General features: G+C 64.6%; 19 protein-coding genes. 10 read left to right on the forward strand and 9 right to left on the reverse strand.

Features of this window, described 5'->3' with window-relative positions; translation table 11 throughout:
* Positions 1-112: 112 nt before the first annotated feature.
* Genes PCLY_RS08870 through PCLY_RS08890 form a run of 5 tightly spaced genes read right to left on the reverse strand, consistent with a single transcriptional unit; the run spans position 113 to position 4,633 of the window.
* Complete coding sequence (locus tag PCLY_RS08870; RefSeq protein WP_061238923.1) at positions 113-2,149, reverse strand: LTA synthase family protein; 2,037 nt, start codon at positions 2,147-2,149, stop codon at positions 113-115.
* Positions 2,146-2,733 carry a hypothetical protein gene (locus tag PCLY_RS08875; RefSeq protein WP_061238924.1) on the reverse strand — a complete coding sequence of 196 codons (588 nt, stop codon included), beginning with the start codon at positions 2,731-2,733 and terminating at the stop codon, positions 2,146-2,148. The genes PCLY_RS08870 and PCLY_RS08875 overlap by 4 nt, the downstream gene beginning before the upstream one ends.
* Positions 2,726-4,006 carry a sialidase family protein gene (locus PCLY_RS08880; RefSeq protein ID WP_061238925.1) on the reverse strand — a complete coding sequence of 427 codons (1,281 nt, stop codon included), beginning with the start codon at positions 4,004-4,006 and terminating at the stop codon, positions 2,726-2,728. Before PCLY_RS08880 ends, PCLY_RS08875 begins: the two co-directional genes overlap by 8 nt.
* 10 nt (positions 4,007-4,016) lie before the next feature.
* Positions 4,017-4,310 (reverse strand): PepSY domain-containing protein, encoded by a 294-nt coding sequence (locus PCLY_RS08885; RefSeq protein ID WP_061238926.1) that lies wholly within the window; start codon positions 4,308-4,310, stop codon positions 4,017-4,019.
* Positions 4,311-4,363: 53 nt separating this feature from the next.
* On the reverse strand, positions 4,364-4,633 hold the full coding sequence (locus PCLY_RS08890; protein WP_061238927.1) for a PepSY domain-containing protein: 270 nt from the start codon (positions 4,631-4,633) through the stop codon (positions 4,364-4,366).
* Positions 4,634-4,845: 212 nt separating this feature from the next.
* Between PCLY_RS08890 and PCLY_RS08895 the strand changes: the two genes are divergently transcribed.
* From PCLY_RS08895 to PCLY_RS08905, 3 genes are all read left to right on the forward strand, one after another.
* Entirely contained in the window at positions 4,846-5,874 is a 1,029-nt protein-coding gene (locus PCLY_RS08895; protein WP_061238928.1) for a histone deacetylase family protein, read from the forward strand.
* 126 nt (positions 5,875-6,000) lie between these two features.
* Positions 6,001-7,095 carry a polyamine ABC transporter substrate-binding protein gene (locus tag PCLY_RS08900; RefSeq protein WP_061238929.1) on the forward strand — a complete coding sequence of 365 codons (1,095 nt, stop codon included), beginning with the start codon at positions 6,001-6,003 and terminating at the stop codon, positions 7,093-7,095.
* Between the two features lie 327 nt (positions 7,096-7,422).
* Positions 7,423-10,287: a M48 family metallopeptidase gene (locus PCLY_RS08905; RefSeq protein WP_082768046.1), complete on the forward strand. Its 2,865-nt coding sequence runs from the start codon at positions 7,423-7,425 to the stop codon at positions 10,285-10,287.
* Between the two features lie 130 nt (positions 10,288-10,417).
* On the opposite strand, the gene PCLY_RS08910 is transcribed toward PCLY_RS08905, so the two are convergent.
* Positions 10,418-11,002, reverse strand: a complete 585-nt coding sequence (locus tag PCLY_RS08910) for a DUF2127 domain-containing protein (RefSeq protein WP_197432161.1) — start codon at positions 11,000-11,002, stop codon at positions 10,418-10,420.
* A 129-nt stretch (positions 11,003-11,131) separates the two neighbouring features.
* Between PCLY_RS08910 and PCLY_RS08915 the strand changes: the two genes are divergently transcribed.
* Complete coding sequence (locus PCLY_RS08915; protein WP_061238931.1) at positions 11,132-11,452, forward strand: EthD family reductase; 321 nt, start codon at positions 11,132-11,134, stop codon at positions 11,450-11,452.
* A gap of 76 nt (positions 11,453-11,528) precedes the next feature.
* Here PCLY_RS08915 and PCLY_RS08920 read toward each other — a convergent pair whose 3' ends face one another.
* A complete protein-coding gene (locus tag PCLY_RS08920) occupies positions 11,529-12,425 on the reverse strand; it encodes a LysR substrate-binding domain-containing protein (RefSeq protein WP_061238932.1) in 897 nt (298 codons plus the stop codon).
* Between the two features lie 215 nt (positions 12,426-12,640).
* Here PCLY_RS08920 and aspA point away from each other — a divergent pair, with 215 nt between their 5' ends.
* Entirely contained in the window at positions 12,641-14,065 is a 1,425-nt protein-coding gene (aspA, locus tag PCLY_RS08925) for an aspartate ammonia-lyase (RefSeq protein ID WP_061238933.1), read from the forward strand.
* Between the two features lie 131 nt (positions 14,066-14,196).
* Positions 14,197-15,450 carry a dicarboxylate/amino acid:cation symporter gene (locus tag PCLY_RS08930; RefSeq protein WP_061238934.1) on the forward strand — a complete coding sequence of 418 codons (1,254 nt, stop codon included), beginning with the start codon at positions 14,197-14,199 and terminating at the stop codon, positions 15,448-15,450.
* 120 nt (positions 15,451-15,570) lie between these two features.
* Here the strand turns inward: PCLY_RS08930 and pdxR are convergent, their stop codons facing one another.
* On the reverse strand, positions 15,571-17,037 hold the full coding sequence (gene pdxR, locus PCLY_RS08935; RefSeq protein ID WP_061238935.1) for a MocR-like pyridoxine biosynthesis transcription factor PdxR: 1,467 nt from the start codon (positions 17,035-17,037) through the stop codon (positions 15,571-15,573).
* Between the two features lie 97 nt (positions 17,038-17,134).
* On the opposite strand from pdxR, the gene PCLY_RS08940 reads away from it, so the two are divergent.
* From PCLY_RS08940 to PCLY_RS08950, 3 genes are read left to right on the forward strand one after another with little or no spacing between them, the layout of a single operon-like run.
* A complete protein-coding gene (locus PCLY_RS08940) occupies positions 17,135-17,767 on the forward strand; it encodes an FMN-binding negative transcriptional regulator (protein ID WP_061238936.1) in 633 nt (210 codons plus the stop codon).
* Positions 17,768-17,784: 17 nt separating this feature from the next.
* Positions 17,785-18,225 (forward strand): GNAT family N-acetyltransferase, encoded by a 441-nt coding sequence (locus tag PCLY_RS08945; protein ID WP_061238937.1) that lies wholly within the window; start codon positions 17,785-17,787, stop codon positions 18,223-18,225.
* On the forward strand, positions 18,225-18,896 hold the full coding sequence (locus tag PCLY_RS08950; RefSeq protein ID WP_061238938.1) for a GNAT family N-acetyltransferase: 672 nt from the start codon (positions 18,225-18,227) through the stop codon (positions 18,894-18,896). The genes PCLY_RS08945 and PCLY_RS08950 overlap by 1 nt, the downstream gene beginning before the upstream one ends.
* A gap of 161 nt (positions 18,897-19,057) precedes the next feature.
* Here the strand turns inward: PCLY_RS08950 and PCLY_RS08955 are convergent, their stop codons facing one another.
* On the reverse strand, positions 19,058-19,876 hold the full coding sequence (locus PCLY_RS08955) for a helix-turn-helix domain-containing protein (RefSeq protein ID WP_061238939.1): 819 nt from the start codon (positions 19,874-19,876) through the stop codon (positions 19,058-19,060).
* Positions 19,877-20,034: 158 nt separating this feature from the next.
* Between PCLY_RS08955 and PCLY_RS08960 the strand changes: the two genes are divergently transcribed.
* Positions 20,035-21,474 carry an alanine/glycine:cation symporter family protein gene (locus PCLY_RS08960; RefSeq protein WP_061238940.1) on the forward strand — a complete coding sequence of 480 codons (1,440 nt, stop codon included), beginning with the start codon at positions 20,035-20,037 and terminating at the stop codon, positions 21,472-21,474.
* Positions 21,475-21,587: the final 113 nt, after the last annotated feature.

The raw sequence follows: 21,587 nt of genomic DNA on the forward strand, positions 1-21,587 counted from the left end.
GTTGCGATACTGCTGTCCGTAGCCCGGATGTATTCGGGCTACGGACGATTACCGTGGGAGCGGCTTCAGCCGCGATAAAGGCTCGCCGCTGAAGCGCCTCCCACAGGCGGGCTCACTCCTCTGGCTGTACGTTGCGGTACATCTGCAAGCGTGCGGCTTCATGCAGGCCGCGGCTCAGCGCCAGCAGGCGCTGGAATTCCTCGGGGTGACGTTCGGCGACGTTGTCGCGCGGCGTCGGTGAGCGCAGGTCGTGCAGGGTCGGCGCGCTGCCGTCGTGTTGCATCTGCACGAGGAAATCACGGGTCACTGCGCCGATCACCGGGAAGGTGCCTTCCTGCAGCACCAGCGGTACCACACGCTCGCCTTCCGGCGAGGGCAGTTGCAGATCACGACCGAGGCCGCCGTTGTCGAAGGGCACGCCGACCAGTCCGGCCACGCTTGGCAGCAGGTCGGCCAGGCCCACGGCCTCATCGAACTCGCGCGGCGCCAGCCATTTCGGTGCGTGAATCAACAGCGGCACGTTGTTGCTCTCCAGCCCCAGTTGCTCGAAGGCCGGCGCCATGTGCGGGATCTGGCTGATACGGGTGTTGTGGTCGCCGAAGAAGACAAAAATGCTGTCGTCGTAGAAGCCCTGCTCCTTGGCCAGCTCCATCAGCCGACCGATATTGAAGTCCAGCAGACGCACGGCGTTGTACTGCTCGACGCTGCGCGAGCCGGCCTGCTGCACCTGTTCCAGTGGCAGGTCGAGCGCCTCGAAGCCGTCGTTGTCTTTGGGGATGGTGAAGGGGCGGTGGTTGCCGGAGGTCTGAAGGTAGGCGAAGAAGGGTTTGTCCTTGGGCAAGGCGCCCAAGATGCGCGTGCTTTCCTTGAAGAAATCCAGGTCGGAGATGCCCCACACGTCCACCTGCGGCGACTGCCAGTGGCGTTCCTCATAGAGCTGTACGTCGTCGATGCTCTGGCGGATCAGCGCATTGATATTGGCCCAGCCGGCGTTGCCGCCAATCATGTAGAACTTCTCGTAGCCGTCGAGCGCGTTGATCAGCGTGCGTTGGCGGGCGATCAGCGGGTTGCGCGTGGCCGTCTCCTGGCGCGACACGTCGGGGATGCCGGTGATGCTCGCCCACACTGTTTTGGCGGTGCCGGTCACCGGCACGTAGAAGTGGCGGAAGAACCAGCTCTCCTTGGCCAGACGATCGAGATTCGGCGTCGGGTTCAGCGGATTGCCGTAGGCACCCACGGCGCTGGTGCCGAGGGATTCGAGCATGACGAAAATCACATTGGGCTGGCGCTCGGCCTGGATGCGGTGGGGCTGTAGCGGCTGCTGGCGGAAGAAGTTCAGCCCTTGCGCATCACGTTCGCTGACACTCAGGTAATCGGCGACCACCTCGTAGTGCTCACGCGTGGCGGCCTCGTCGAAGGCGGCGGGTTCGAGCTTGAGGGTGTCGAAGAGAAACAGCGCCGGGTTGATCCCGAGTGCGCCCACCTGGCTGTTGCCGCTGTAGAAGGCATCGCTCCAGCGCAGCGGCACCGGGTTCTCCAGATTCAGCGCGCTGGCGCGACCGAGCAGACCGAAGAACACCAGCACGCTCACCAGCGCCGCGCCGCCAAGGGCCGGCAGCACGCCGACCCGTTGCACCTGCGCTCGATCCAGGGTGGCGCGTTCCAGGCGCAGCAGCGCCCAGGCCCACAGCACCACACCGGCCAGCCAGGCGAGGGTTATCCACAGCACCGGGTAGGTTTGCCAGAGCATGCCGGCGGATATCTGCGCATCGTCGGCAAAGCGCAGCACTGTGGCGTTGAGGCGCACGCCCAGATAGGCGTAGTGGCCGAAGTCGAGGATGTACAGCAGACCCAGCGCCGCCACGGCCAGCAGCAGGTAGCCGCGCAGCAGCCAGCGCACGGCGCGAAAGCGCGCGAGGCGCAGTTTGGGCAGCGCCAGCAGGATGCCCGCCGGCAGCATCAGCAACAGGGCCAGGCGCAGGTCGAAGCGCAGGCCAATACCAAGGGTGTGCAGCACGTCCGGGTCGCCGATGCTGTCGACAGCGGAGAAGGCCAGCAGAAACACCCCACGCAAGGCGGCGAAGAGCGCGAACAGCAGCGCCGTCAGGCCTGCCAGGTAATGCAGGCGGCGCGATTTCAGCCAGCTCATGCGAGGTTCCTTGTACGAAGCAGCAGCCAGCGTCCGCCTGCCAGAAGCAGCGCGCCGAGGCTATAGAGGGCCAGGTAGGGGTCGATCAGGTAATCCCAGTAGTTTTCCGAGGCGCCCAGGCGCAGGGCAAAGGCCAGGGTCGCCAGCACCAGCGCCAGGGCGCCGAGCCAACTGCGCTGAACGATCAGCACCGCGCACAGCAGGCCCAGCACCAGCAGCATGGGCCGTGGCTCGAAGCCGAGCTGGTAGGGGTCGGCGTAGCTCAGGCCCAGTGCCGCCGGGTAGAGCAGCACGGCCATGCCGGCGAACAGTGCCAGGCTGGCCAGACGATCACGGGCGCCGCCAGGTGCCACGCCGAAGCGGCACAGGGTCGCCCAGCCGAGCAGCACCAGGCTGGGCACCGACAGGTCGCCGATATAGGTGCGCAACTGCAGCGCCAGGCTGATGCCCTGCACTGGCACCAGGCTGAGCAGCAGGCAGGTCAGTAGCTTGACCACTTGCTGCGGGCGGCCGCGGCCAAAGGGGGCCAGCACGAGGAAGGCGAGCAGGGTGAAGGCCAGATGCGGCAGCCAGAAGTCAGTCATGCGGGCGGCGCTCCGACAGCCAGGCTTCGTTGAAGGCCAGGTGCTTGATGAACATGTCGTTCCACGAATAAACGAGGTGATAGGTGCCCTCACGGTCGCGGGCGAAGTAGGGGTACTCGTAGTCGAAGGTGCAGCCCTCGGCGCTACACATGCGCGCGGTCACCCGTTCGAGGAACTGCGCCTGCTGCTCGGGCTTGCCGCCGCTGGCGCGGAACTTCTCGCTGACCACGGCGGGGAAGTCGCCTGGCGCGATCGGCTCGCCCCAGGGATTGGGGCTCTCGTCCAGCTCGCCGAGGGTGCGCCAGTTGCCCAGCTTGGCGTCGGTGGCGTAGAGGGTCAGGCGAAAGCGCCCGTCCTCCAGGTCGTTCATCGCCACCAGCAGGCTGCCGTCGGGGCGTCCGACCGCCGCCAGGGACGAGTTGGGGTTGCTCGGCTCCACCGGCTCTGGCCGGCTCCAGCTACGCCCGGCGTCCTCGCTGTAGCTGGCCAGCACGCGATGGTGCTGCTCGCCGGCATAGCGCAGCAGGGCCACGGCCCGGCGCTCGTCCAGCGCCACCACGGTCGGCTGCAGGGAATAGCGGCCCTTGCCGATGCGGTACTTGCCCAGTACCTCGCCGCTCGCGCTCAGGTGCAGGTACTCGGGAAACTTGCCGAGGAACTCGTGGTACACCGGCAGGCCGATGCTGCCGTCGGCGTGGAACACCGGCGCGGCGCGCACCAGGGTGCTGATGTTGAGAAAGGGGCTGGTGACGAGCTGCCGGGGGGCCGACCAGGTCTTGCCGAGGTCATCGGAGACCATGGCGTTGACCGCGCTACCGGCCCAGCCGCCGAGCGATACCGAAACGTAGAACAGCCACAGGCGGTTGTCCGGCGCCAGGCTGATCACCGGGTTGCCCAGCTTGCGGATGTGCTTGCCGACCGCGCGCTGGGTCGACTCGCGGCTGGCCAGTACGCGTTCGGCGCTCCACTGGCCGCTGGCGGCATCGTAGCGCGCGGCGCGGATCTGCACGTCAGCCGCGCCTTCACGGCTGCCGGCGAACCAGGCGGCCATCAGGTCGCCGCCGGGCAGGCCAGTGATCGAGGCGGAGTGGACGAAATCCTCCAGGTCGGAGGAGGCGAAGTGCGCGGCCAGGGTCGGAGTCGCATCGCTCGCAGGTGGCGCCGGCTGGTTGGCGAATGGTGCCAGGGCATGGGGCGCGGCGCCGAACCAGGCGCAGGCGAACAGCGTGGCCGCGCCCAGCAACAGGGCGCAGGTCTTGAAGGTCGAGGTCATGGTCGGTGCGTCAGGGATGCGCCAGGCGCGAGGTGGCGACTTCTTCTACCGGGTGGGCGTCGACCGGGTCGTAGTAGACCTCCAGCTTGTGCCCAGCGGCGTCGAAGCCGTAGATCTCGTAGCAGTGGCCGGGGGTGATGCGGAACTTGGTGATCTGCACGCCCTGGCGCTTCATCTGCTCGCGAAACTGCGACTCCGGCATCCAGGCGCTGCGGTCGGGACGGGCGCAGTCGGTGTCTGCCAGCAGCGGCGCGGCGCCGAGCAGCAGCAGGCCGCCCAGCGTGATTCGGGCAAAAAGGGGCATGGAGGCGCTCTCGTCACGAGGCGCCGGCCGCCAGGGCCGGCGCTGGGCTGCGATCAGTCTTCGATCTCGCTCTTCACGGCCTTGCCGCTGACCGGGTCGTGATAGATCTCGACCTTGCGGCCTTCCTTGTCGAAGCCGTAGATCTCGTAGCAGTTGCCGTCGGTGACCTTGAACTTGTTGATCTTGTAACCATCGGCCACCAGCTTGGCCTGGAACTGCTCGGGGTCTTGCCAGGTGGAGCGGTCGGCCGTGGTGCATTCGGTCTTGGCGAAGGCCGGCGCGGCGCAGGCGAGCAGGGCGGGAACGAGCAGTAGACGACGCATGGTGAGGCTCCTGATGGGGTTCGGTGCCGTCACCTTCAGCGTGCTGGCTTAACGAAAACTTAAGGCTCACACCCCGTTACATCTTGCCGTCGGGCATCGGGGTGGCAGGGCAATTTGGCCATTTCGATCCCCTTTTGGCCGTTGTCAGCGTTCTCCCGTGAGCTGCAGCAAGCGAACAATGCAGGCACAACAACGAGCCTGGAGCGCTTTGCATGCTCACCTACTACAGCGACGACCACCACCTGCACCACGGCAAATGCGAGCTGATCGACGGGCAACTGATGCCCTGCTTCGAGAAGCCGCAGCGCGCCGACCACATCCTGCAACGGGTCAAGGATCGCCAGCTCGGCGACGTCCTTGCGCCCAGGGATTTCGGCCTGGCGCCCATCGAACGCATCCACAGCAAGGCCTATCTGGAATTCTTCAAGAGTGCCTGGGCGCGCTGGCAGGAACAGGGTGGCAAGGGCGACCTGCTGCCGTTCACCTGGCCGGCGCGCACCCTGCGGCGGATGATCCCCAATGACCTGCACGGCCAGCTCGGCTACTACAGCTTCGACGGCGGAGCGCCGATCACCGCTGGCACCTGGCAGGCCGCCTACAGCGCCGCACAGGTGGCGCTCAGCGCCCAGCAGGAGATCGCCAATGGCGCGCACAGCGCCTTCGCCCTGTGCCGTCCGCCAGGCCACCACGCCGCTGGCGACGTGATGGGCGGCTATTGCTACCTGAACAACGCTGCCATCGCCGCCCAGGCCTTCCTCGACCAGGGGCGCAAGAAGGTGGCCATCCTCGATGTCGACTACCACCACGGCAACGGCACCCAGGACATCTTCTACCAGCGTAGCGACGTGCTGTTCGCCTCGATCCACGGCGACCCCACCGAGGAATTCCCGTTCTTCCTCGGTTATGCCGACGAACTGGGTGAAGGCGCGGGCGAGGGCTACAACTTCAATTACCCACTGCCCATGGGCAGCACCTGGGACACCTGGAACGCCGCGCTGGAGCGGGCCTGCCAACGCATCGTCGAATACGGCGCCGAGGTGGTGGTGGTGTCGCTGGGTGTGGACACCTACATGGAAGACCCGATCTCGCAGTTCAAGCTCGACAGCCCGGACTACCTGACTATGGGTCGGCGCATCGCCGCGCTGTGCCTGCCAACGCTGTTCATCATGGAAGGCGGCTACGCGGTGGAGGCCATCGGCGTCAACGCGGTCAACGTACTGGAAGGCTTCGAAGGCGCCTGATCGGCGCGTAGGGTGGACGACGCTTGTTTCGTCCACCGTCATGCGCACGGTAGACGGATGAGCGTCAGCTACGCGCTCCGGGCCACCCAACCCAAAGACCAACAACGACACTTTAGGGGTGAAACGATGAAAGCCATCAAACAGATGCTCGGCGCCGCCTTGTGCGGCGCCACCCTGCTCAGCGCTGCGGTGCAGGCCAAGGAACTGCGTGTGTACAACTGGGCCGACTACATCCTGCCGTCGGTGCCCAAGGACTTTCAGAAGGAGTCCGGCATCCAGATCACCTGGGACACCTTCGAGACCAACGAGGCGCTGGAGGCCAAGTTGCTCACCGGCAACTCCGGCTATGACCTGGTGATCCCCTCCAACCAGTTCCTCGAAACCCAGATCAAGGCCGGCGTCTTCGCCAAGCTGGACAAGTCCAAGATTCCCAACTGGAAGAACCTCGATCCGGCGCTGCTCAAGCTGCTGGAGAAGAACGACCCGGGCAACCAGTACGGCGTGCCCTACATGTACGGCACCGTGCTGATCGGCTACAACCCGGACAAGGTCAAGGCTGCACTCGGCGACGACGCCCCGGTCAACAGCTGGGACCTGGTGTTCAAGCCCGAGTACATGGAGAAGCTGAAATCCTGCGGCGTGGCCATGCTCGACTCGCCTACCGAGATCATCCCCATCGCCCTGCACTACCTGGGCCTGGACCCCAACAGCAGCAACCCGGCCGACTATGACAAGGTCACCGAACTGCTGCTGAAAGTGCGTCCGTACGTGGCCTATTTCCACTCCGCCAAGTACATGACCGACATCGCCAACGGCGACATCTGCGTGGCCATCGGTTATTCGGGCAGCTTCTACCAGTTCGCCAACCGCGCCAAGGAAGCCGGTAACGGCGTGAAAATCAACTGGCGCCTGCCGAAAGAAGGCGCGCCGATCTGGTTCGACACCTGGGCCATCCCCAAGAGCGCGCAGAACAAGGATGAGGCGCTTGCCTTCATCAACCACCTGCTCGAACCCAAGGTCATCGCGCCGATCAGCGATTTTCTCGGCTACCCCAACCCCAACGTGCCGGGTATGGAACTGGTGAGCAAGGAAATCGCCGCCGACCCCGATCTGACTCCGACCCCGGAGATGCAGAAATCGCTGTATGTAGTGCAGCCGCTGCCGCAGAAGATCGAGCGCGTACGTACGCGTGCGTGGACGTCGATCAAGTCGGGCAAGTGATTCGTCACTAACGGCTCGCGGCTGAAGCGGCTCCTACAGACCCAGCACGAGCATACCGATGGTGCCCACGCTCTGCGTGGGTGCCTTCGAAAAAGCACTCGGCCGAAGCGGAGCGCGCACCTGCAGGTGCGCGTTTTTCGTTGTGCTCACCCTCTGGCTTTGCGCTGTGCTTCAGCTGCCAGCCGATGAATGGCCATGCAAAAATAAGTCGAGCGTCACACCAGGCCCTGGACGAATCGCATCCGACTGGTAAAAACTCTCGCCCTGCAACCCCCTGTGCAATGGACGCCCTTGAATGCCGAACAGGCTTCGAGACAAGGACACGATATGGAAGATCTCTACCCCGCCGGGCCCAGCGATGTGCCCGCAACGCTGACCCGCCCCAGTTCCGTCTACAAACGCCAAGCCTGGCTCGCCGTCGGCAGTCTGGCCTTGTTCGTCGCGCTGTATTTTGCTTTGGCAGGCTGGTTCGGCTGGACCGCCTGGCGCCTGATCAGCAGCGGCCTGGCCGGCAGTGAAGACGCGATCGTGCATTTTCTGGTTGGTGGCTGCTCCGCCTTTCTCTGTGTGTTCATGCTCAAGGCCTTGTTCTTCGTGGAGCGCGGTGGTGCGTCGAATCACGTCGAACTGCGCCCTGAAGAGCAGCCACAGCTCTTCGCCTTTCTCTACCGGCTGGCTGACGAGGCCGGTGCACCGCGGCCGCATCGCGTGTATCTATCGGCGCGGGTCAATGCGGCTGTGTTCTATGACCTGTCGATCCTCAACCTCCTGTTTCCCTCGCGCAAGAACCTGGAGATTGGCCTGCCCCTGGTCAATATCCTCACCTTGAGTGAGTTCAAAGCAGTGCTGGCCCACGAGTTTGGTCACTTCGCTCAGCGCTCCATGGCCATCGGCAGTTGGGTCTACATCGCCCAGCAGATCGCGTCCCACATCATCGCCAAACGTGACGCGCTGGATAAGCTGCTGCGCGTGCTGTCGAAGTTCGACCTGCGTGTTGCCTGGATCGGCTGGCTGCTGTCGTTGATCGTCTGGTCGATTCGTTCGCTGCTCGATACCGTGTTCCGCCTAGTGGTGCTGGCGCAACGCGCCTTGTCACGGCAGATGGAGTTCCAGGCCGACCTGGTCGCGGTTTCCCTGACCGGCAGCGACGAACTGGTGCATGCCCTGCACAAGCTGCAAGCCGCCGACGAGGCATGGGATCGCACCCTGGCCTTCGCCAACAGCGAATACCAGCGGGGCCGCTCGGTGCAGGATCTGTTCAGCATCCAGACCCAGGTTCTCGAGCGGGTCACGCAGATTCTCAACGACCCCTGCTATGGCAAGGTTCCACCTCGTTCCTGCCCTTCCCCGGAACAGCACCGCGTCTTCGTTTCTGGTTTTGCCCAGCCGCCGCAGATGTGGTCGACTCACCCGGCCAACAGCGACCGCGAAGAAAATGCCAAGCGCCTGTATCTGCCCGCTCCTCACGACGCGCGTAGCGCCTGGGTGTTGTTTGACGAGCCGACAGCGCTGCGCCAGCGCCTGACCAGTGACTTCTTCCACGGCGCGCAGCTTGAGCCCGTTACTCTGGAAGAATCCCTGCGCAACCTGGCCGACCGCTACGACATGCTGCAATACGCCCCCGACTACCAGGGAGCCTATCTGGGTCGCAGCCTGACGCGTCATGCCGAGCAAGCCGCCGAGCTCTATCAGGATTCGACGTCCATTACCGAGCTACACGGCGCGCTGCAGGCACTGTACCCGCTCAGCCTCAGCCAGCAGCTCAACCAGCTGCGCGCCCTGGAAGAAGAGCGCGGCATGCTGCAGGCGCTGCGGGACAAAGTCTACAAGGCGGCCGGCGGCAGCATAGTGTTTCGCGGCAACAGCGTTGCACGCCGCGATCTGCCGCACCTGATCGAGCAGGTCAACGACGAGGCCGAAGCCCTGCGCCAGGCGATTCTCGGTCATGATCGACGCTGCCGGGCCACCCATCTGGCCATAGCCGAGCAGTTCGGCAATGGCTGGCCGACCTACTTGATCGGCCTGATCGAAGTGCTGCATTACGCGGAGCACAGTCTGGCCGATCTACGCGATGCTCAGGGCTTGCTCGCCAATGTGACCTCGATGGTGCTGGCCGACGGCAAGGTCAGCTCCCGCGAGCTCAAGCGCCTGCTGCAGACGGCCAACGAGCTGCATCGGGTGATGTCCACCATCCACCAGGACAAACAGCTCGTGCTGCTCGATCAGCCCCTGCTGGTGCGCCTGGGTATCGAATCCTGGGCGGCCTCGCTGGAAGACTTCACCCTGCCCCAGGCGAGCACCGACAACGTCAACGAATGGATGCAGGTGATCGATGGCTGGGGCAACAGCCTCGCCGCCCAGTTGTCAGGGCTGTGCAGCGCCACCCTGGAGCAGTTGCTGCACAGCGAAGCCGAACTGGCGCGCCATCTGCGGCAGAACAGCCAGCCCGAAGCGGCGCCAACACCTACGCGCACCCCGCAACGCTACGCCGTGCTCCTGCCCGGGCAGGAGCGCAAGCGCCAGTTGAAGCTGGATTGGTGGGATCGCTTTCAGATCGCCGATGGTGCCTTGGCCACCACCATGCGTTTGCTGGTTGCAGCGCTGATTGTCGGCGCCGTGCTCGGCTTTGGCAGTTTGACCGGCGTGGATACCAGGGTCGCGGTCTACAACGGTCTGGGCACTAGCGTACAGGTACACATTGGCAAGCAGAGCGCGGTTGTCGGGCCCTACTCGTCCACCGAGCTCAAGACCGAGTTCACCCGTGACACTCAGGTGAGCGCCCGCACCTCCGATGGACAGTTGATCGAGACTTTCACCCCCAACCTGGGCAACCCGGGGCTGCATTACGTCTACAACGTTGCCGGCGCCAGCCCTCTGGTTGTCTGGACAGCCTCATATGGCAATGCCGCCGAGGAAGAACCGCGCGTTCTCGGTGCGCCGCGCTGGCTCGACGCCCATGTCGACTTCTTCTTCACCGACCCACCCGAGTCCATCAGCAGCAAGAGCGGTGGTGCCACGCGCCACATTCTCAGTGGCATGGGAGACAGCACACCCGAGGAGATTCTCAAGCTGGCCGGCAACGACGCCCAGGCGCAACAGATCATCCAGGCACATGTGCGCTGGGATGCACAGAACGCGCCCCATGCCAGCCTCTGGAAAGCCTATGCCCAAGAGCCCGGCAAGACGCCTTGATTACAGAAGCAGGTAGCAGGCTGGAGCGAAGAGGGCGCCTAGCCTGCATTGGCGATCAGGGGCGAGCACGTAGCCAAACCCTATCGCGAATGAATTCGCTCCTACAGGTCTTTGCCATCGACACGCCTGGCTAGCGATTCTCGCTCGGCTCGTTGGCCTTGCCTGCTCCGGCCAAAGTCGTCGCGTCCTCCGTATGGTGTACCTGCCGCTCGCTACGCAACACAAAGGCCATATAGCCAACCACGATGACGTTGAGTGCGAACACGGCAGCGCTCAGCGCGCTGGTGTGGACCACCATTTCATAGATCTCGAACGGCAAATAGATCGCCCCGCTGGCCAAGGCGAACCACTCCGTCCAGACCAGTCCTTTCCATAGCCCGTAGGCTTCGACCAGGCGAATGATGGCGTAGGCGACTGCGCCTATGGCCAGTAGCGACAGGTCGATATCGGGTAGCGAACTCACGGCGTGCATGAAGATACCGGGCAGGTGGCTGGCCGGGTTCAGGTGCGCATGGCTGACCAGTGTTTCGGCCAGTTGCTGCAGATTGCGACCGGCCAGCTCATGCAGACCAAGCGCCACTGCAAGTGAAATAAGGCCTTTGAAGGCCTCTATTGCCGCAATGATCCGAAGACCGCTTGTTGTTGATGCCATCGTCTTCTCTAGAGTGCCAGGCGTCGGGGTGAAGGCCGCCTCGGGTTGGACATGCTGAGTCACGCGGCGCAGTTGCTCAAGCGGAGCCGCAGTGGTGGATAAATGAGTCTGCCTCCTCCTCGCTTCAGCTATCTTTTCTGGCGCGCCAGGCAAACGCAGTCAAGGCGTGACACGGGCACTCAGGAGAGATGAATGATCAAGGTCAGTGTGATGTATCCCAACCAGCCGGGGTCGCGTTTCGACCACGACTATTACCGCGACACGCACATGCCGCTGGTCAAGGCCAGAATGGGTGAAGCGTGCTTGTTCTACACCGTCGACAGGGGGCTGGCCGGTGGCTCGCCCGGCGATCCACCCGCCTACGTCGGCATGTGTCATATCTATGCGGACTCCATCGAGGCCTTTCAAGCCGGCTTCGCGCCCCATGCGCAGGAGATTCTTGCGGATATCGCCCATTACACCGACCTGAGCCCGATCATGCAGATCAGCGAGGTGGTAGTGGGGCCGCCCTAGTGACGGCCTTGTGACGCAGGCTTGTCGGCAGGTCAGCTGTGAGCGGGGGCGGGACACGGCCCTGATTCTTTGCTGCCTATTTTCCCGCTTCCAGCTTGCGCCACAGTAGCCGTACCGCCGCCTTTCGCACCAGGGCGCAGCGGTACAGGCGAATCTCCAGTGGGATCTGCCAGTGTTCGCCACCGCAGATTGCCAGTTCGCCGCGCGCCAGCTCGGCGGTGACCGACAGGCGCGGCACCCAGGCCACGCCCATGCCTTGCAGGGCCATGCTCTTGAGGCTGTCGGCCATGGCGGTTTCGTAAACGGTGGTCGAGCGCAGAGCACGCTGGCGCAGCAGCAGGTTGACCGAGCGGCCGAGGAAGGCGCCAGCACTGTAGGCCAGCAGCGGCACGCTCTGCCCGGCGTCGAGATCGAACAGCGGCGCGCCCGCCTCGCTCACCGCGCAAACCGGCAGCATCGAGGTGGCGCCCAGGTGCAGCGAGGGAAAGATCTCTGGGTCCATCTGCAGGGCCGCATCGGGGTCGTAGTAGGCGAGGATCAGGTCGCAAGCGCCTTCACGCAGCGAGTGCACCGCTTCGCCGACGTTGGTGGCCACCAGCCGGGTGGTCAGCGGCAAGCCCTCGCGGCGCAGGCGGGCGATCCACTCGGGAAAGAAACCCAGGGTCAGCGAGTGGGCAGCGGCGATCGACAGCACCTCGCCGCGCTGCCCCTCCAGGTTGTGCAGATGACGCACCACCTCGCCGAGCTGTTCCACCATGCTGCGCGCCGTGACCAGGAACAGCCGGCCCGACTCGGTCAGCTCGACAGGGGTGCAGGAGCGGTCCACCAGGGTCAGCCCGAGCATGGCTTCCAGGCTGCGGATGCGCCGGCTGAACGCCGGCTGCGTGACGAAGCGCTTGTCGGCGGCCTGGGAGAAACTGCGGGTGGCGGCCAGGACGATGAAGTCTTCCAGCCATTTGGTTTCCAGATTCATCGAGTCTCCGTGGCCGGGCAAGGTTGCGCAGGCGCGGTGGATCAAAGAAGCGTCATCCACCCACCCTCATACGTTGTGAGCGCAGTGGGCGTCACATCCACATTATGCCGATTGTGCATGGGGCAGCAAGTAACGGCATTGGTCGCAAAGCGGGACGAGGCCATATTCTATGGGCATCGCGGCACTCGCCGTATTTCCCAAGAGCTATCGCCATCATGTCCTCTGCTGCATCTGTTCGCGTCGAAAAAGACCTGCTCGGCACCCTCGAAATCCCGGCTGAAGCCTATTACGGTATTCAGACCCTGCGTGCGGTGCAGAACTTCCGTCTGTCCGGTGTGACCCTGTCGCACTACCCGAAACTGGTGATCGGCCTGGCCATGGTCAAGCAGGCCTCGGCTGATGCCAACCGCGAGCTGGGCCACCTGAGTGCGGCCAAGCACACGGCGATCAGCACTGCCTGTGCGCGCATCATCCAGGGCGAGTTCCACGATCAGTTCGTGGTCGACATGATCCAGGGCGGCGCCGGCACCTCGACCAATATGAACGCGAATGAAGTCATCGCGAATATTGCGTTGGAGGCCATGGGGCATGAGAAGGGCCAGTACCAGCACCTGCACCCGAACAACGACGTGAACATGGCGCAGTCGACCAACGACGCCTACCCGACCGCCATCCGCCTGGGCCTGCTGCTGGGCCACGAGAGCCTGCTCAGCGCGCTGGACAAGCTGATCCAGTCGCTGGCAGCCAAGGGCCTGGAGTTCGGCCACGTGCTGAAGATGGGCCGCACCCAGCTGCAGGATGCCGTGCCGATGACCCTCGGTCAGGAGTTCCAGGCCTTCTCCACGACCCTCGGTGAAGACCTGCAGCACCTGAAGATGCTCGCGCCGACCCTGCTGCACGAGGTCAACCTGGGCGGCACCGCGATCGGTACTGGCATCAACGCCGACCCGAAATACCAGGCCCTGGCGGTCAAGCGCCTGGGTGTGATCAGCGGTCACCCGGTCAAACCGGCTGCCGACCTGATCGAGGCCACCAGTGACATGGGCGCCTTCGTGCTGTTCTCCGGCATGCTCAAGCGCACCGCGGTGAAGCTGTCGAAGATCTGCAACGACCTGCGCCTGCTCTCCAGCGGCCCGCGTACCGGCATCAACGAGATCAACCTGCCGGCGCGTCAGCCGGGCAGCTCGATCATGCCGGGCAAGGTCAACCCGGTGATCCCCGAGGCGGTCAATCAGGTGGCCTTCGAAGTGATCGGCAACGACCTGGCGCTGACCATGGCGGCCGAAGGTGGCCAACTGCAGCTGAACGTCATGGAGCCGCTGATCGCCTACAAGATCTTCGACTCGATCCGCCTGCTGACCCGCGCCATGGATATGCTGCGCGAGCTGTGCATCGACGGCATCACGGCCAACGAGGCGCATTGCCGCGCACTGATGGAGAACTCCATCGGCCTGATCACCGCGCTCAACCCCTACATCGGCTACGAGAACGCCACGCGTATCGCCAAGGTCGCACTGGAAAGTGGTCGTGGTGTGCTGGAGCTGGTGCGCGAGGAGCAGTTGCTGGATGAGGCCACCCTGGCCGACATCCTGCGCCCGGAAAACATGATCGCTCCGCGCCTGGTACCGCTGCATAGCTGATTCAATCCGCTATATCGGCGCCGCCCTCATTCGAGTGCGGCGCCTTTGTTTACGCCCTGTGGCCGGCCGCGTGGTAGTGCTCGAGGTCGGGTAGAGGACCCCACAACAATGACAATTCGGGTGATAACCACATGAGTCAGAGCAACACCCCTTCTCCTTCTTTCCTTGCGCGCGTGCCCCTCTGGCAGCAGATCATCGCCGGCCTGGTACTCGGTGTTGTCGTCGGCATGCTGTTCAAGGGCGCAGCCCAGGCGCTGGCGCCGGTTGGTGCGCTGTTTCTCAACGCGATCAAGATGCTTATCGTGCCGCTGGTGTTCATCTCGCTGGTAGCGGGCATCACCGCCATGAGCGACAGCGCCAAGCTCGGCCGCATCAGCGTCAAGACCATCGCCATCTACCTGGTCACCACCGCCTTCGCGGTCAGCATCGGCCTGGCGTTCGGCACCCTGTTCAGCCCCGGCGAGAGCATGCACATGGTCGCCAGCGGCAGCGAAGAGGCCAAGCAGGCGCCGTCGCTGGTACAGATTCTGGTGGGTCTGGTGCCGACCAATCCGGTAACCGCCTTCGCCGAAGGCAACATCCTGCAGATCATCGTCTTTGCCATCGCCCTGGGCGTGAGCATGAATCTGGTCGGCGAGAAGGCGGCACCGGCGATTCGCCTGTTCGACAGCCTGGCCGAGGTGCTCTACAAACTCACCGACCTGGTGATGCGCTTCGCGCCCATCGGCGTGTTCGCGCTGATTGCCGGGGTGGTGGCGTCCCATGGCATCGAGGTGCTGTTGCCCCTGGCCGGTGTGATCGGGGTGATCTACCTGGCCAGCATCGCCCACATGCTGGTGATCTACGGTGGCCTGATCGGCGGCCTGGCGCGCCTCAGCCCGCTGCGTTTCTTCCGCGGTATCGCGCCGGCGCTGGCGGTGGCCTTCAGCACCTCGAGCAGTTCCGGCACGCTGCCGGTGTCCATCGAGTGCGCGCGCAAGAACCTCGGCGTGTCGCAAGGCGTGGCCGGGTTCGTGCTGCCGGTCGGCGCGACCATCAACATGGACGGCACCGCCATCTACCAGGGCGTGCTGGCGCTGTTCATTGCCCAGGCCTTCGGCGTCGACCTGAGTGCCGGTCAGTACCTGACCATCATCCTCACCGCCACGCTGGCGTCGGTAGGCACTGCCGGCATCCCGGGCGCGGGCCTGATCATGCTGGGGCTGGTGCTGAGCTCGGTCGGCCTGCCGCTGGAAGGTGTGGCGCTGATCGCCGGTATCGACCGCATCCTCGACATGGCACGCACCACGGTGAACGTCACCGGTGACCTGATGACCACCACGCTGATCGCGCGTAGCGAGAACGAACTCGATCGCGATGTGTTCAACAGCGACAACGCGGCCTGAGTCTCCCGCGCCAGGTTATCCACAGCCTGGCGCAGCGAATTTCATAGGAGGCCTTCACCAGCCTCGACCTTCAGGGATGGCCTCGGCCATCCCTTTTTTTGCGCGTGATTTGGCCAGGCGCTACAAGCGCCAGGCGCGTCGGAGCCGCTGTAGCGCTTCGACGATCTGCGCCTCCGGCACTGCGGCAAAGCCCAGCACCAATCCGGCGCGGGCATCCTCGGGCGTTTCGCTACCGGGCAGCCAATAGTCGCTCAAGGGGTTCATCTCGATGTCGGCTGCACGGGCTGCGGCGATCAGCTCATGTTCACGCGCGCGAGTCGCGACCTTGATGCTCAGGTGCAGGCCCGCTTCCACAGCCGGCAACGGCGAGCAGCCTGGAATGGACTGCGGCCAGGCCTTGAGCAAGGCATCGCGGCGACTGCGAGCGACCTGGCGCATGCGCCGTACATGGCGCTGGAAGTGCCCGGCGGCAATGAATTCGGCCATCACCGCCTGGGTGCCGACCTCCAGGTGGCGCAGCTCCAGTGCCTGGCGCCGGGCGAAGGGCTCGGCCAGCGCTGGCGGCAGCACCAGATAGCCCAGGCGTAGCGCCGGAAAGGCAAGCTTGCCGAAGGTGCCGACGTAGATCACCCGCTGCTGATCGTCCAGCGCTGCCAGCGGCGCGAGCGGCGTGCCGCTGTAGCGGTACTCGCCGTCGTAGTCGTCCTCGATGATCCAGCCATCCACGCGCTTGGCCCACTCCAGCAGAGCCAGGCGTCGCGGCAACGACAGGGTCACGCCGGTGGGGTACTGGTGCGCGGGCGTGACATAGGCCAGCCGGCAATCGTTGAGACGCTGCAGGGCGGCGACATCCAGGCCTTCGCCATCCACCGCGATGCCGCACAGCTGCGCGCCCGCCACCGCGAAGGCATGGCCGGCAGCGCGGTAGCCAGGATTTTCCAGCGCCACCCGCGCTCCGGGCTGCACCAGCAACTGGGCGCAGAGGCTGATGGCCTGCTGCGAGCCGCAGGTAATCAGTACCTGCTGCGCCGTGCAGGTCAGGCCACGGCTGTTGCGCAGGTAAGCGGCGATTAGCTCGCGCAGCTGCATGTCACCGGCTGGATCGCCGTAGCCCAGTCGTGCTGGCGATGGTTTGCGCCAGAAGCGCGCCTGCAGCCGTGCCCAGGTTTCAAAGGGGAACAGATCGAAGGCGGGTACGCCGATGCGAAAGGCGCGCGGTGCGCCCGCGGCGGGGGTGGCCAGGTGGTGGCTGTGCACCAGCTGCAGTGCCGGGCTGGTGGCAGTAGGCGTGGCTGCGGCGTTGACCACGGGCTGGCTGCGCGGCAGTTCGGCGACGTAGGTGCCATCGCCGACCCGCCCGGCTACGTAGCCCTCGGCATACAGCTGGTCCAGTGCACGGGTCACGGTGTTGCGCGAGATGCCAAGCCGCGCGGCCAGCTCACGGCTCGCAGGCAGGCGTGTGCCACCCGCCAGGCGGCCGTCGAGGATGCGCTCGCGCAGTGCCTGGTAGAGCTGGCGCGCCAGGCCCCGACCGGGCTGCAGATGAATGCCGGAAAGATCGAATGGCAAGGCGGGCGAGCGGTTCATGATCGAAGGATTGGCTCTATGAAAGTCGTCAGGAATGGATCTTACATCAGGCCAATATCCTGCCTAGCATGAGCCCATCACGCCAGGAGATACCGCTATGTACTGCCCCGCCGCCTTCCGTCAGGACGACCTGCTCACCCTGCAGGCGCAGATTCAGGCCACGGGTCTGGGCGTCCTGACCAGCAGTGGCGAACAGGGCCTGCACGCCAGCCATCTGCCACTGCTGCTCGAGCCGGGTGAGGGCGAGTTCGGCACCCTGTACGGCCACTTCGCGCGTGCCAATCCGCATTGGCGCGATCTGGCGAGCGGCGCCGAGGCCCTGGTGGTGTTCAGCGGTGCGGATGCCTACGTGCATCCCGGCTGGTACGCGGCCAAGGCCGAGCACGGCAAGGTGGTGCCGACCTGGAACTACATCGCCGTGCATGCCTGGGGCCAGGCCGAGGTGTTCGACGACCCCGAGCGCCTGCTGCAACTGGTCAGCCGTCTTAGCGAGCGCCATGAACGGGGCCGCATCAAGCCCTGGGCGGTCAGCGATGCACCAGGCGACTACATCGACGCCATGCTGCGCGCGATCGTCGGCTTTGCCCTGCCGATCCGCCGCATCGAGGGCAAGTGGAAGCTCAGCCAGAACCGTTCGGCCAGTGACCAGGCCAGCGTGCGTATGGGCCTGGCGGAGTCGGCCCGTGCCAGCGACCGCGAGCTGGCCCAGCAGATGAATCCAACCGACTGAGACACGAGGAGTGCCCAATGCTCGACATTCGCCCTGTAACTGCCGACGACCATGCTGTCTGGCTGCCGCTCTGGCAGGCTTACCAGCGCTTCTATCAGGCTGACATCCCGGCTGAAACCAGCGCCGTGACCTGGCAGCGCTTTCTCGATCCGGCCGAGCCGATGCACGCTGCGCTGGCCTGGCAGGATGGCGAGGCCGTCGGCCTGGTGCACTTCATCTACCACCGCAGCTGCTGGACCACCGGCGACTACTGTTACCTGCAGGATCTCTATGTCGCCGAGCAGATTCGCGGTAGCGGCATCGGTCGTGCCCTGATCGAGCACGTGTACAGCGAGGCGCGTGCAGCCGGTGCCAGCCGCGTGCACTGGTTGACCCAGGAAACCAACTACCGGGGCCGCATGCTCTATGACCGCATCGGCGATCGCTCCGGTTTCATCCAGTACAGGAAGCTCTTCTGATGACCACCGATCTCGCTCAATGGCAACCCCGTCCGCAACCGGACCAGCGCATGCTGCAGGGGCGTTTCGTGCGCCTCGAGGCGCTGGATGTCGAGCGCCATGCCGATGATCTGTGGCGCGCGTTGCAGGGGCCGGACCCGGCGCTGTGGAATTATCTGCCCTACGGCCCATTCATCGAGCGTAGCGATTTCGACGCCTGGCTGAGCGGCAACGCCGACAGTCGCGATCCGCTGTTCTATGCCGTCATCGATCAGGCTGAGGGCCGCGCCCTGGGGCTGTTCAGCTACCTGCGCATCACCGCGGCCGATGGCAGCATCGAGATTGGTCATGTCGCCTTCGGTGCGCCCATGCAGCGCACGGCGGGTGCGACCGAAGCGATCTACCTGCTGGCGCGCCATGCCTTCGACGACCTTGGCTACCGGCGTCTGGAGTGGAAGTGCGACGCGGCCAATGCCCGCTCCATGCGCGCCGCCGAACGCTTCGGCTTTACGTACGAGGGGCTGTTCCGCCAGCACATGGTGCGCAAGGGGCGTAACCGAGACACCGCCTGGTTCTCCATCATCGACGGTGAATGGCCGGCCTGCCGTGCAGCCTTCGAGCACTGGCTGGCTGTGGACAACTTCGACGAGCGAGGCCAGCAGCGGCAGCGCCTTGAGGCGCTGCGCGAATGAAAGATGGGTGGAAAACCGGCCACACCAGGCGCAGCGATCGGCGGCAGTGACGGCCAGAAGCGTGAATCACTGCGCCGAGAAAACGGAGCTGGCGAGTTGCATGTGAGCTTTTCGAGGCTGTTCTTGATGAACGCAGGCCGTTTTCAACGACCTGAAAGCACTCACTCCATCTCGAACAGACCATCACGCAGCTGTGCACCGCCCAGGCGTTCGCGGATGTCGTCGTCGATGCGCGGGTCGTCGGGGGCGTAGAGCATCAGCTGGCGATAGGCGTTGACCCGGTTGATCTCGCTGCCCAGGTACTGCCAGACCACGCGGGTGCAGGCCGGCGTGCGGCGGTCGCCGCTGGAGACGCCGGTCTTGATGCCGTTGAGGCGAATGATGCGGCTCTTGAAGCTGGGGATCAGAATGGTCTGGCTCATCTCGTTGCCGGTGAGCGACTCGTAGTCCACCAGAAACAGGCGGTCCTGCAGGAAAAACGCTGTACCCAGGTAGCGGCAGCGTACCCAGTCCTCGCTGCCGCCGCGCGCGGTTTCCTGGCGCTCCTGACGTTCCTGGCGCTCGAACAGGTAGTTGCCGCGCTCCTCGCGCAGGTGCACCAGCGACAGCAGCACGTGCCCCGGTACCGACATGCAGTTGGAGTATTCGAAGTAGTAGCCGCAATAGCGCTCCATCGGGCTGGCCTGCCGGCGCAGCGGCGCGAACAGCTCCAGCAGTGGATCGTTGCCACTGTGCTGCTGGGCATCGCCGCTGCGCGCGCCGATCAGGCGGGCGAACTGCTCGGCGGGCATCGCCAGCTCGAACGGCTCGACACCGAAGAAGTCACCGATGCGTTTGAGGTTGTGCGTGGTCGGTCGGCTCTGCCCGGCCAGGTAGCGATTGAACTGCGCGCGGTTGATCGACAGCTTGCGGCAGACCTCGGCAATCGAGCGGTAGTGGCTGCAGAGCAGTTTCAGGTTGGCGCCGAGGGAATCGGACATATGGCCGCTCCAGCTGATGCGAATGACGCGATTCTAGCATCAACTCGCATCAGATCGCCGCGACCTGCGAAATTGTCCCGCGCCGAGCCTTCACCAAAGATTGCGCCACCCGCCCTCGGGGCGCATTCCCATTCAGAACAACAAGAGAGAAAGCCTCCATGCTAGATCTTCTCAATGACCTCATCTGGAGCAAGCTGCTGATCGTGATGCTGATCGGTCTCGGCCTGTACTTCACCATCGCTTCGCGCTTCGTTCAGTTCCGCTACTTCAGCAGCATGTTCCGCATCTTCAGCGAAGCCTTCCAGCGCCAGCCGGGCCAGCTCAGCTCGTTCCAGGCCCTGATGCTGTCGGTCGCCGGCCGCGTCGGCGCCGGTAACATCGCCGGCGTATCGGTCGCGATCATGCTCGGTGGCCCAGGCGCCATCTTCTGGATGTGGGTCGTGGCCCTGGTCGGCATGGCCACCAGCTACTTCGAGTGCTCGCTGGCGCAGCTGTACAAGCGTCGCGAAGCCGATGGCGGCTACCGTGGTGGCCCGGCTTTCTACATCCAGCACGGTCTTGGCCAGCGTTGGCTGGGCATCGTCGTGTCGATCCTGCTGCTGGTGACCTTCGGCTTCGGTTTCAACGCCGTGCAGTCGTTCACCGTCGCCAGCTCCCTGCATGACACCTTCGGTATCCCGACCCTGGCCAGTGGCATTGCCCTGACCGTGGTGATCGGCCTGATCATCTTCGGTGGCATCAAGCGTATCGCCCAGTTCGCCGACGTACTGGTACCGGTCATGGCGTTCTCCTACATCGCCATGGCGCTGCTGGTGATCGGCATGAACATCAGCGAAGTACCGGCTACCTTCGGCCTGATCTTCAACAGCGCGTTCGGCCTCGAGCCGGCCTTCGCCGGCGGTATCGGCGCGGCCATCATCATGGGCGTCAAGCGCGGTCTGTTCTCCAACGAAGCCGGTCTGGGCAGCGCGCCGAACGTGGCCGCGGTCGCCGAGGTCAAGCACCCGGCCGCGCAGGGCATAGTGCAGTCGCTCAGCGTGTTCATCGACACCCTGATCCTGTGCAGCTGCACCGCACTGATCATCCTGCTGTCGGGCGTCTATCAGCCGGGCATGGAGCAGGCCGGTGTGGTCCTGACCCAGAGCGCCGTTGCCGCCGTGGTCGGCGAGTGGGGCCGCGTGTTCATCAGCCTGGCGCTGCTGCTGTTCGTCTTCACCACCCTGATCTACAACTACTACCTGGGTGAGAACGCCCTGGGCTTCTTCAGCCAGAAGCGTGGCCCGGTGATGATCTACCGCGTGCTGGTGGTTGGCCTGGTGCTGTGGGGTTCGGTGCAGGACCTGGGCACCGTGTTCGCCTTCGCGGACGTGACCATGGGTCTGCTGGCGATCTGCAACCTGATTGCCCTGGCCCTGCTGTTCAAGGTGGGCGTGCGCCTGATGCGCGACTACGATAACCAGATCAAGGCGGGTGTGAAGTCGCCGGTGTTCGACGCCAAGCAGTTCGCTGACCTGGACCTGGACCCTGCCGTATGGGGCAGCCAGCCAGGCAGCGCCGACAATCCGGCAGAAATCGGTGATCGCGCCTACCAGCGTTGATTTGACTCAGATGGGAAGAGGGGGCGATGCCCCCTTTTTCTTGGCCTGCCATCTCTGGCGGCCATCCTTCGGGCAGTCGTAAGCGACGTTGCAAACGTCCCGTTTGCCCGCGA

Origin of the sequence: Ectopseudomonas composti, from assembly GCF_001567565.1 — a bacterium.
Lineage (GTDB): Bacteria > Pseudomonadota > Gammaproteobacteria > Pseudomonadales > Pseudomonadaceae > Aquipseudomonas > Aquipseudomonas composti_A.

Coding starts and splice junctions, on each gene's coding strand:
- PCLY_RS08960 (WP_061238940.1), top strand. CDS start 20,035: ATGCTAGATCTTCTCAATGACCTCATCTGGAGCAAGCTGCTGATCGTG.
- PCLY_RS08905 (WP_082768046.1), top strand. CDS start 7,423: ATGGAAGATCTCTACCCCGCCGGGCCCAGCGATGTGCCCGCAACGCTG.
- PCLY_RS08870 (WP_061238923.1), bottom strand. CDS start 2,149: ATGAGCTGGCTGAAATCGCGCCGCCTGCATTACCTGGCAGGCCTGACG.
- PCLY_RS08950 (WP_061238938.1), top strand. CDS start 18,225: ATGACCACCGATCTCGCTCAATGGCAACCCCGTCCGCAACCGGACCAG.
- pdxR (WP_061238935.1), bottom strand. CDS start 17,037: ATGAACCGCTCGCCCGCCTTGCCATTCGATCTTTCCGGCATTCATCTG.
- PCLY_RS08945 (WP_061238937.1), top strand. CDS start 17,785: ATGCTCGACATTCGCCCTGTAACTGCCGACGACCATGCTGTCTGGCTG.
- PCLY_RS08895 (WP_061238928.1), top strand. CDS start 4,846: ATGCTCACCTACTACAGCGACGACCACCACCTGCACCACGGCAAATGC.
- PCLY_RS08900 (WP_061238929.1), top strand. CDS start 6,001: ATGAAAGCCATCAAACAGATGCTCGGCGCCGCCTTGTGCGGCGCCACC.
- PCLY_RS08890 (WP_061238927.1), bottom strand. CDS start 4,633: ATGCGTCGTCTACTGCTCGTTCCCGCCCTGCTCGCCTGCGCCGCGCCG.
- PCLY_RS08915 (WP_061238931.1), top strand. CDS start 11,132: ATGATCAAGGTCAGTGTGATGTATCCCAACCAGCCGGGGTCGCGTTTC.
- PCLY_RS08955 (WP_061238939.1), bottom strand. CDS start 19,876: ATGTCCGATTCCCTCGGCGCCAACCTGAAACTGCTCTGCAGCCACTAC.
- PCLY_RS08880 (WP_061238925.1), bottom strand. CDS start 4,006: ATGACCTCGACCTTCAAGACCTGCGCCCTGTTGCTGGGCGCGGCCACG.
- PCLY_RS08930 (WP_061238934.1), top strand. CDS start 14,197: ATGAGTCAGAGCAACACCCCTTCTCCTTCTTTCCTTGCGCGCGTGCCC.
- PCLY_RS08885 (WP_061238926.1), bottom strand. CDS start 4,310: ATGCCCCTTTTTGCCCGAATCACGCTGGGCGGCCTGCTGCTGCTCGGC.
- aspA (WP_061238933.1), top strand. CDS start 12,641: ATGTCCTCTGCTGCATCTGTTCGCGTCGAAAAAGACCTGCTCGGCACC.
- PCLY_RS08940 (WP_061238936.1), top strand. CDS start 17,135: ATGTACTGCCCCGCCGCCTTCCGTCAGGACGACCTGCTCACCCTGCAG.
- PCLY_RS08920 (WP_061238932.1), bottom strand. CDS start 12,425: ATGAATCTGGAAACCAAATGGCTGGAAGACTTCATCGTCCTGGCCGCC.
- PCLY_RS08875 (WP_061238924.1), bottom strand. CDS start 2,733: ATGACTGACTTCTGGCTGCCGCATCTGGCCTTCACCCTGCTCGCCTTC.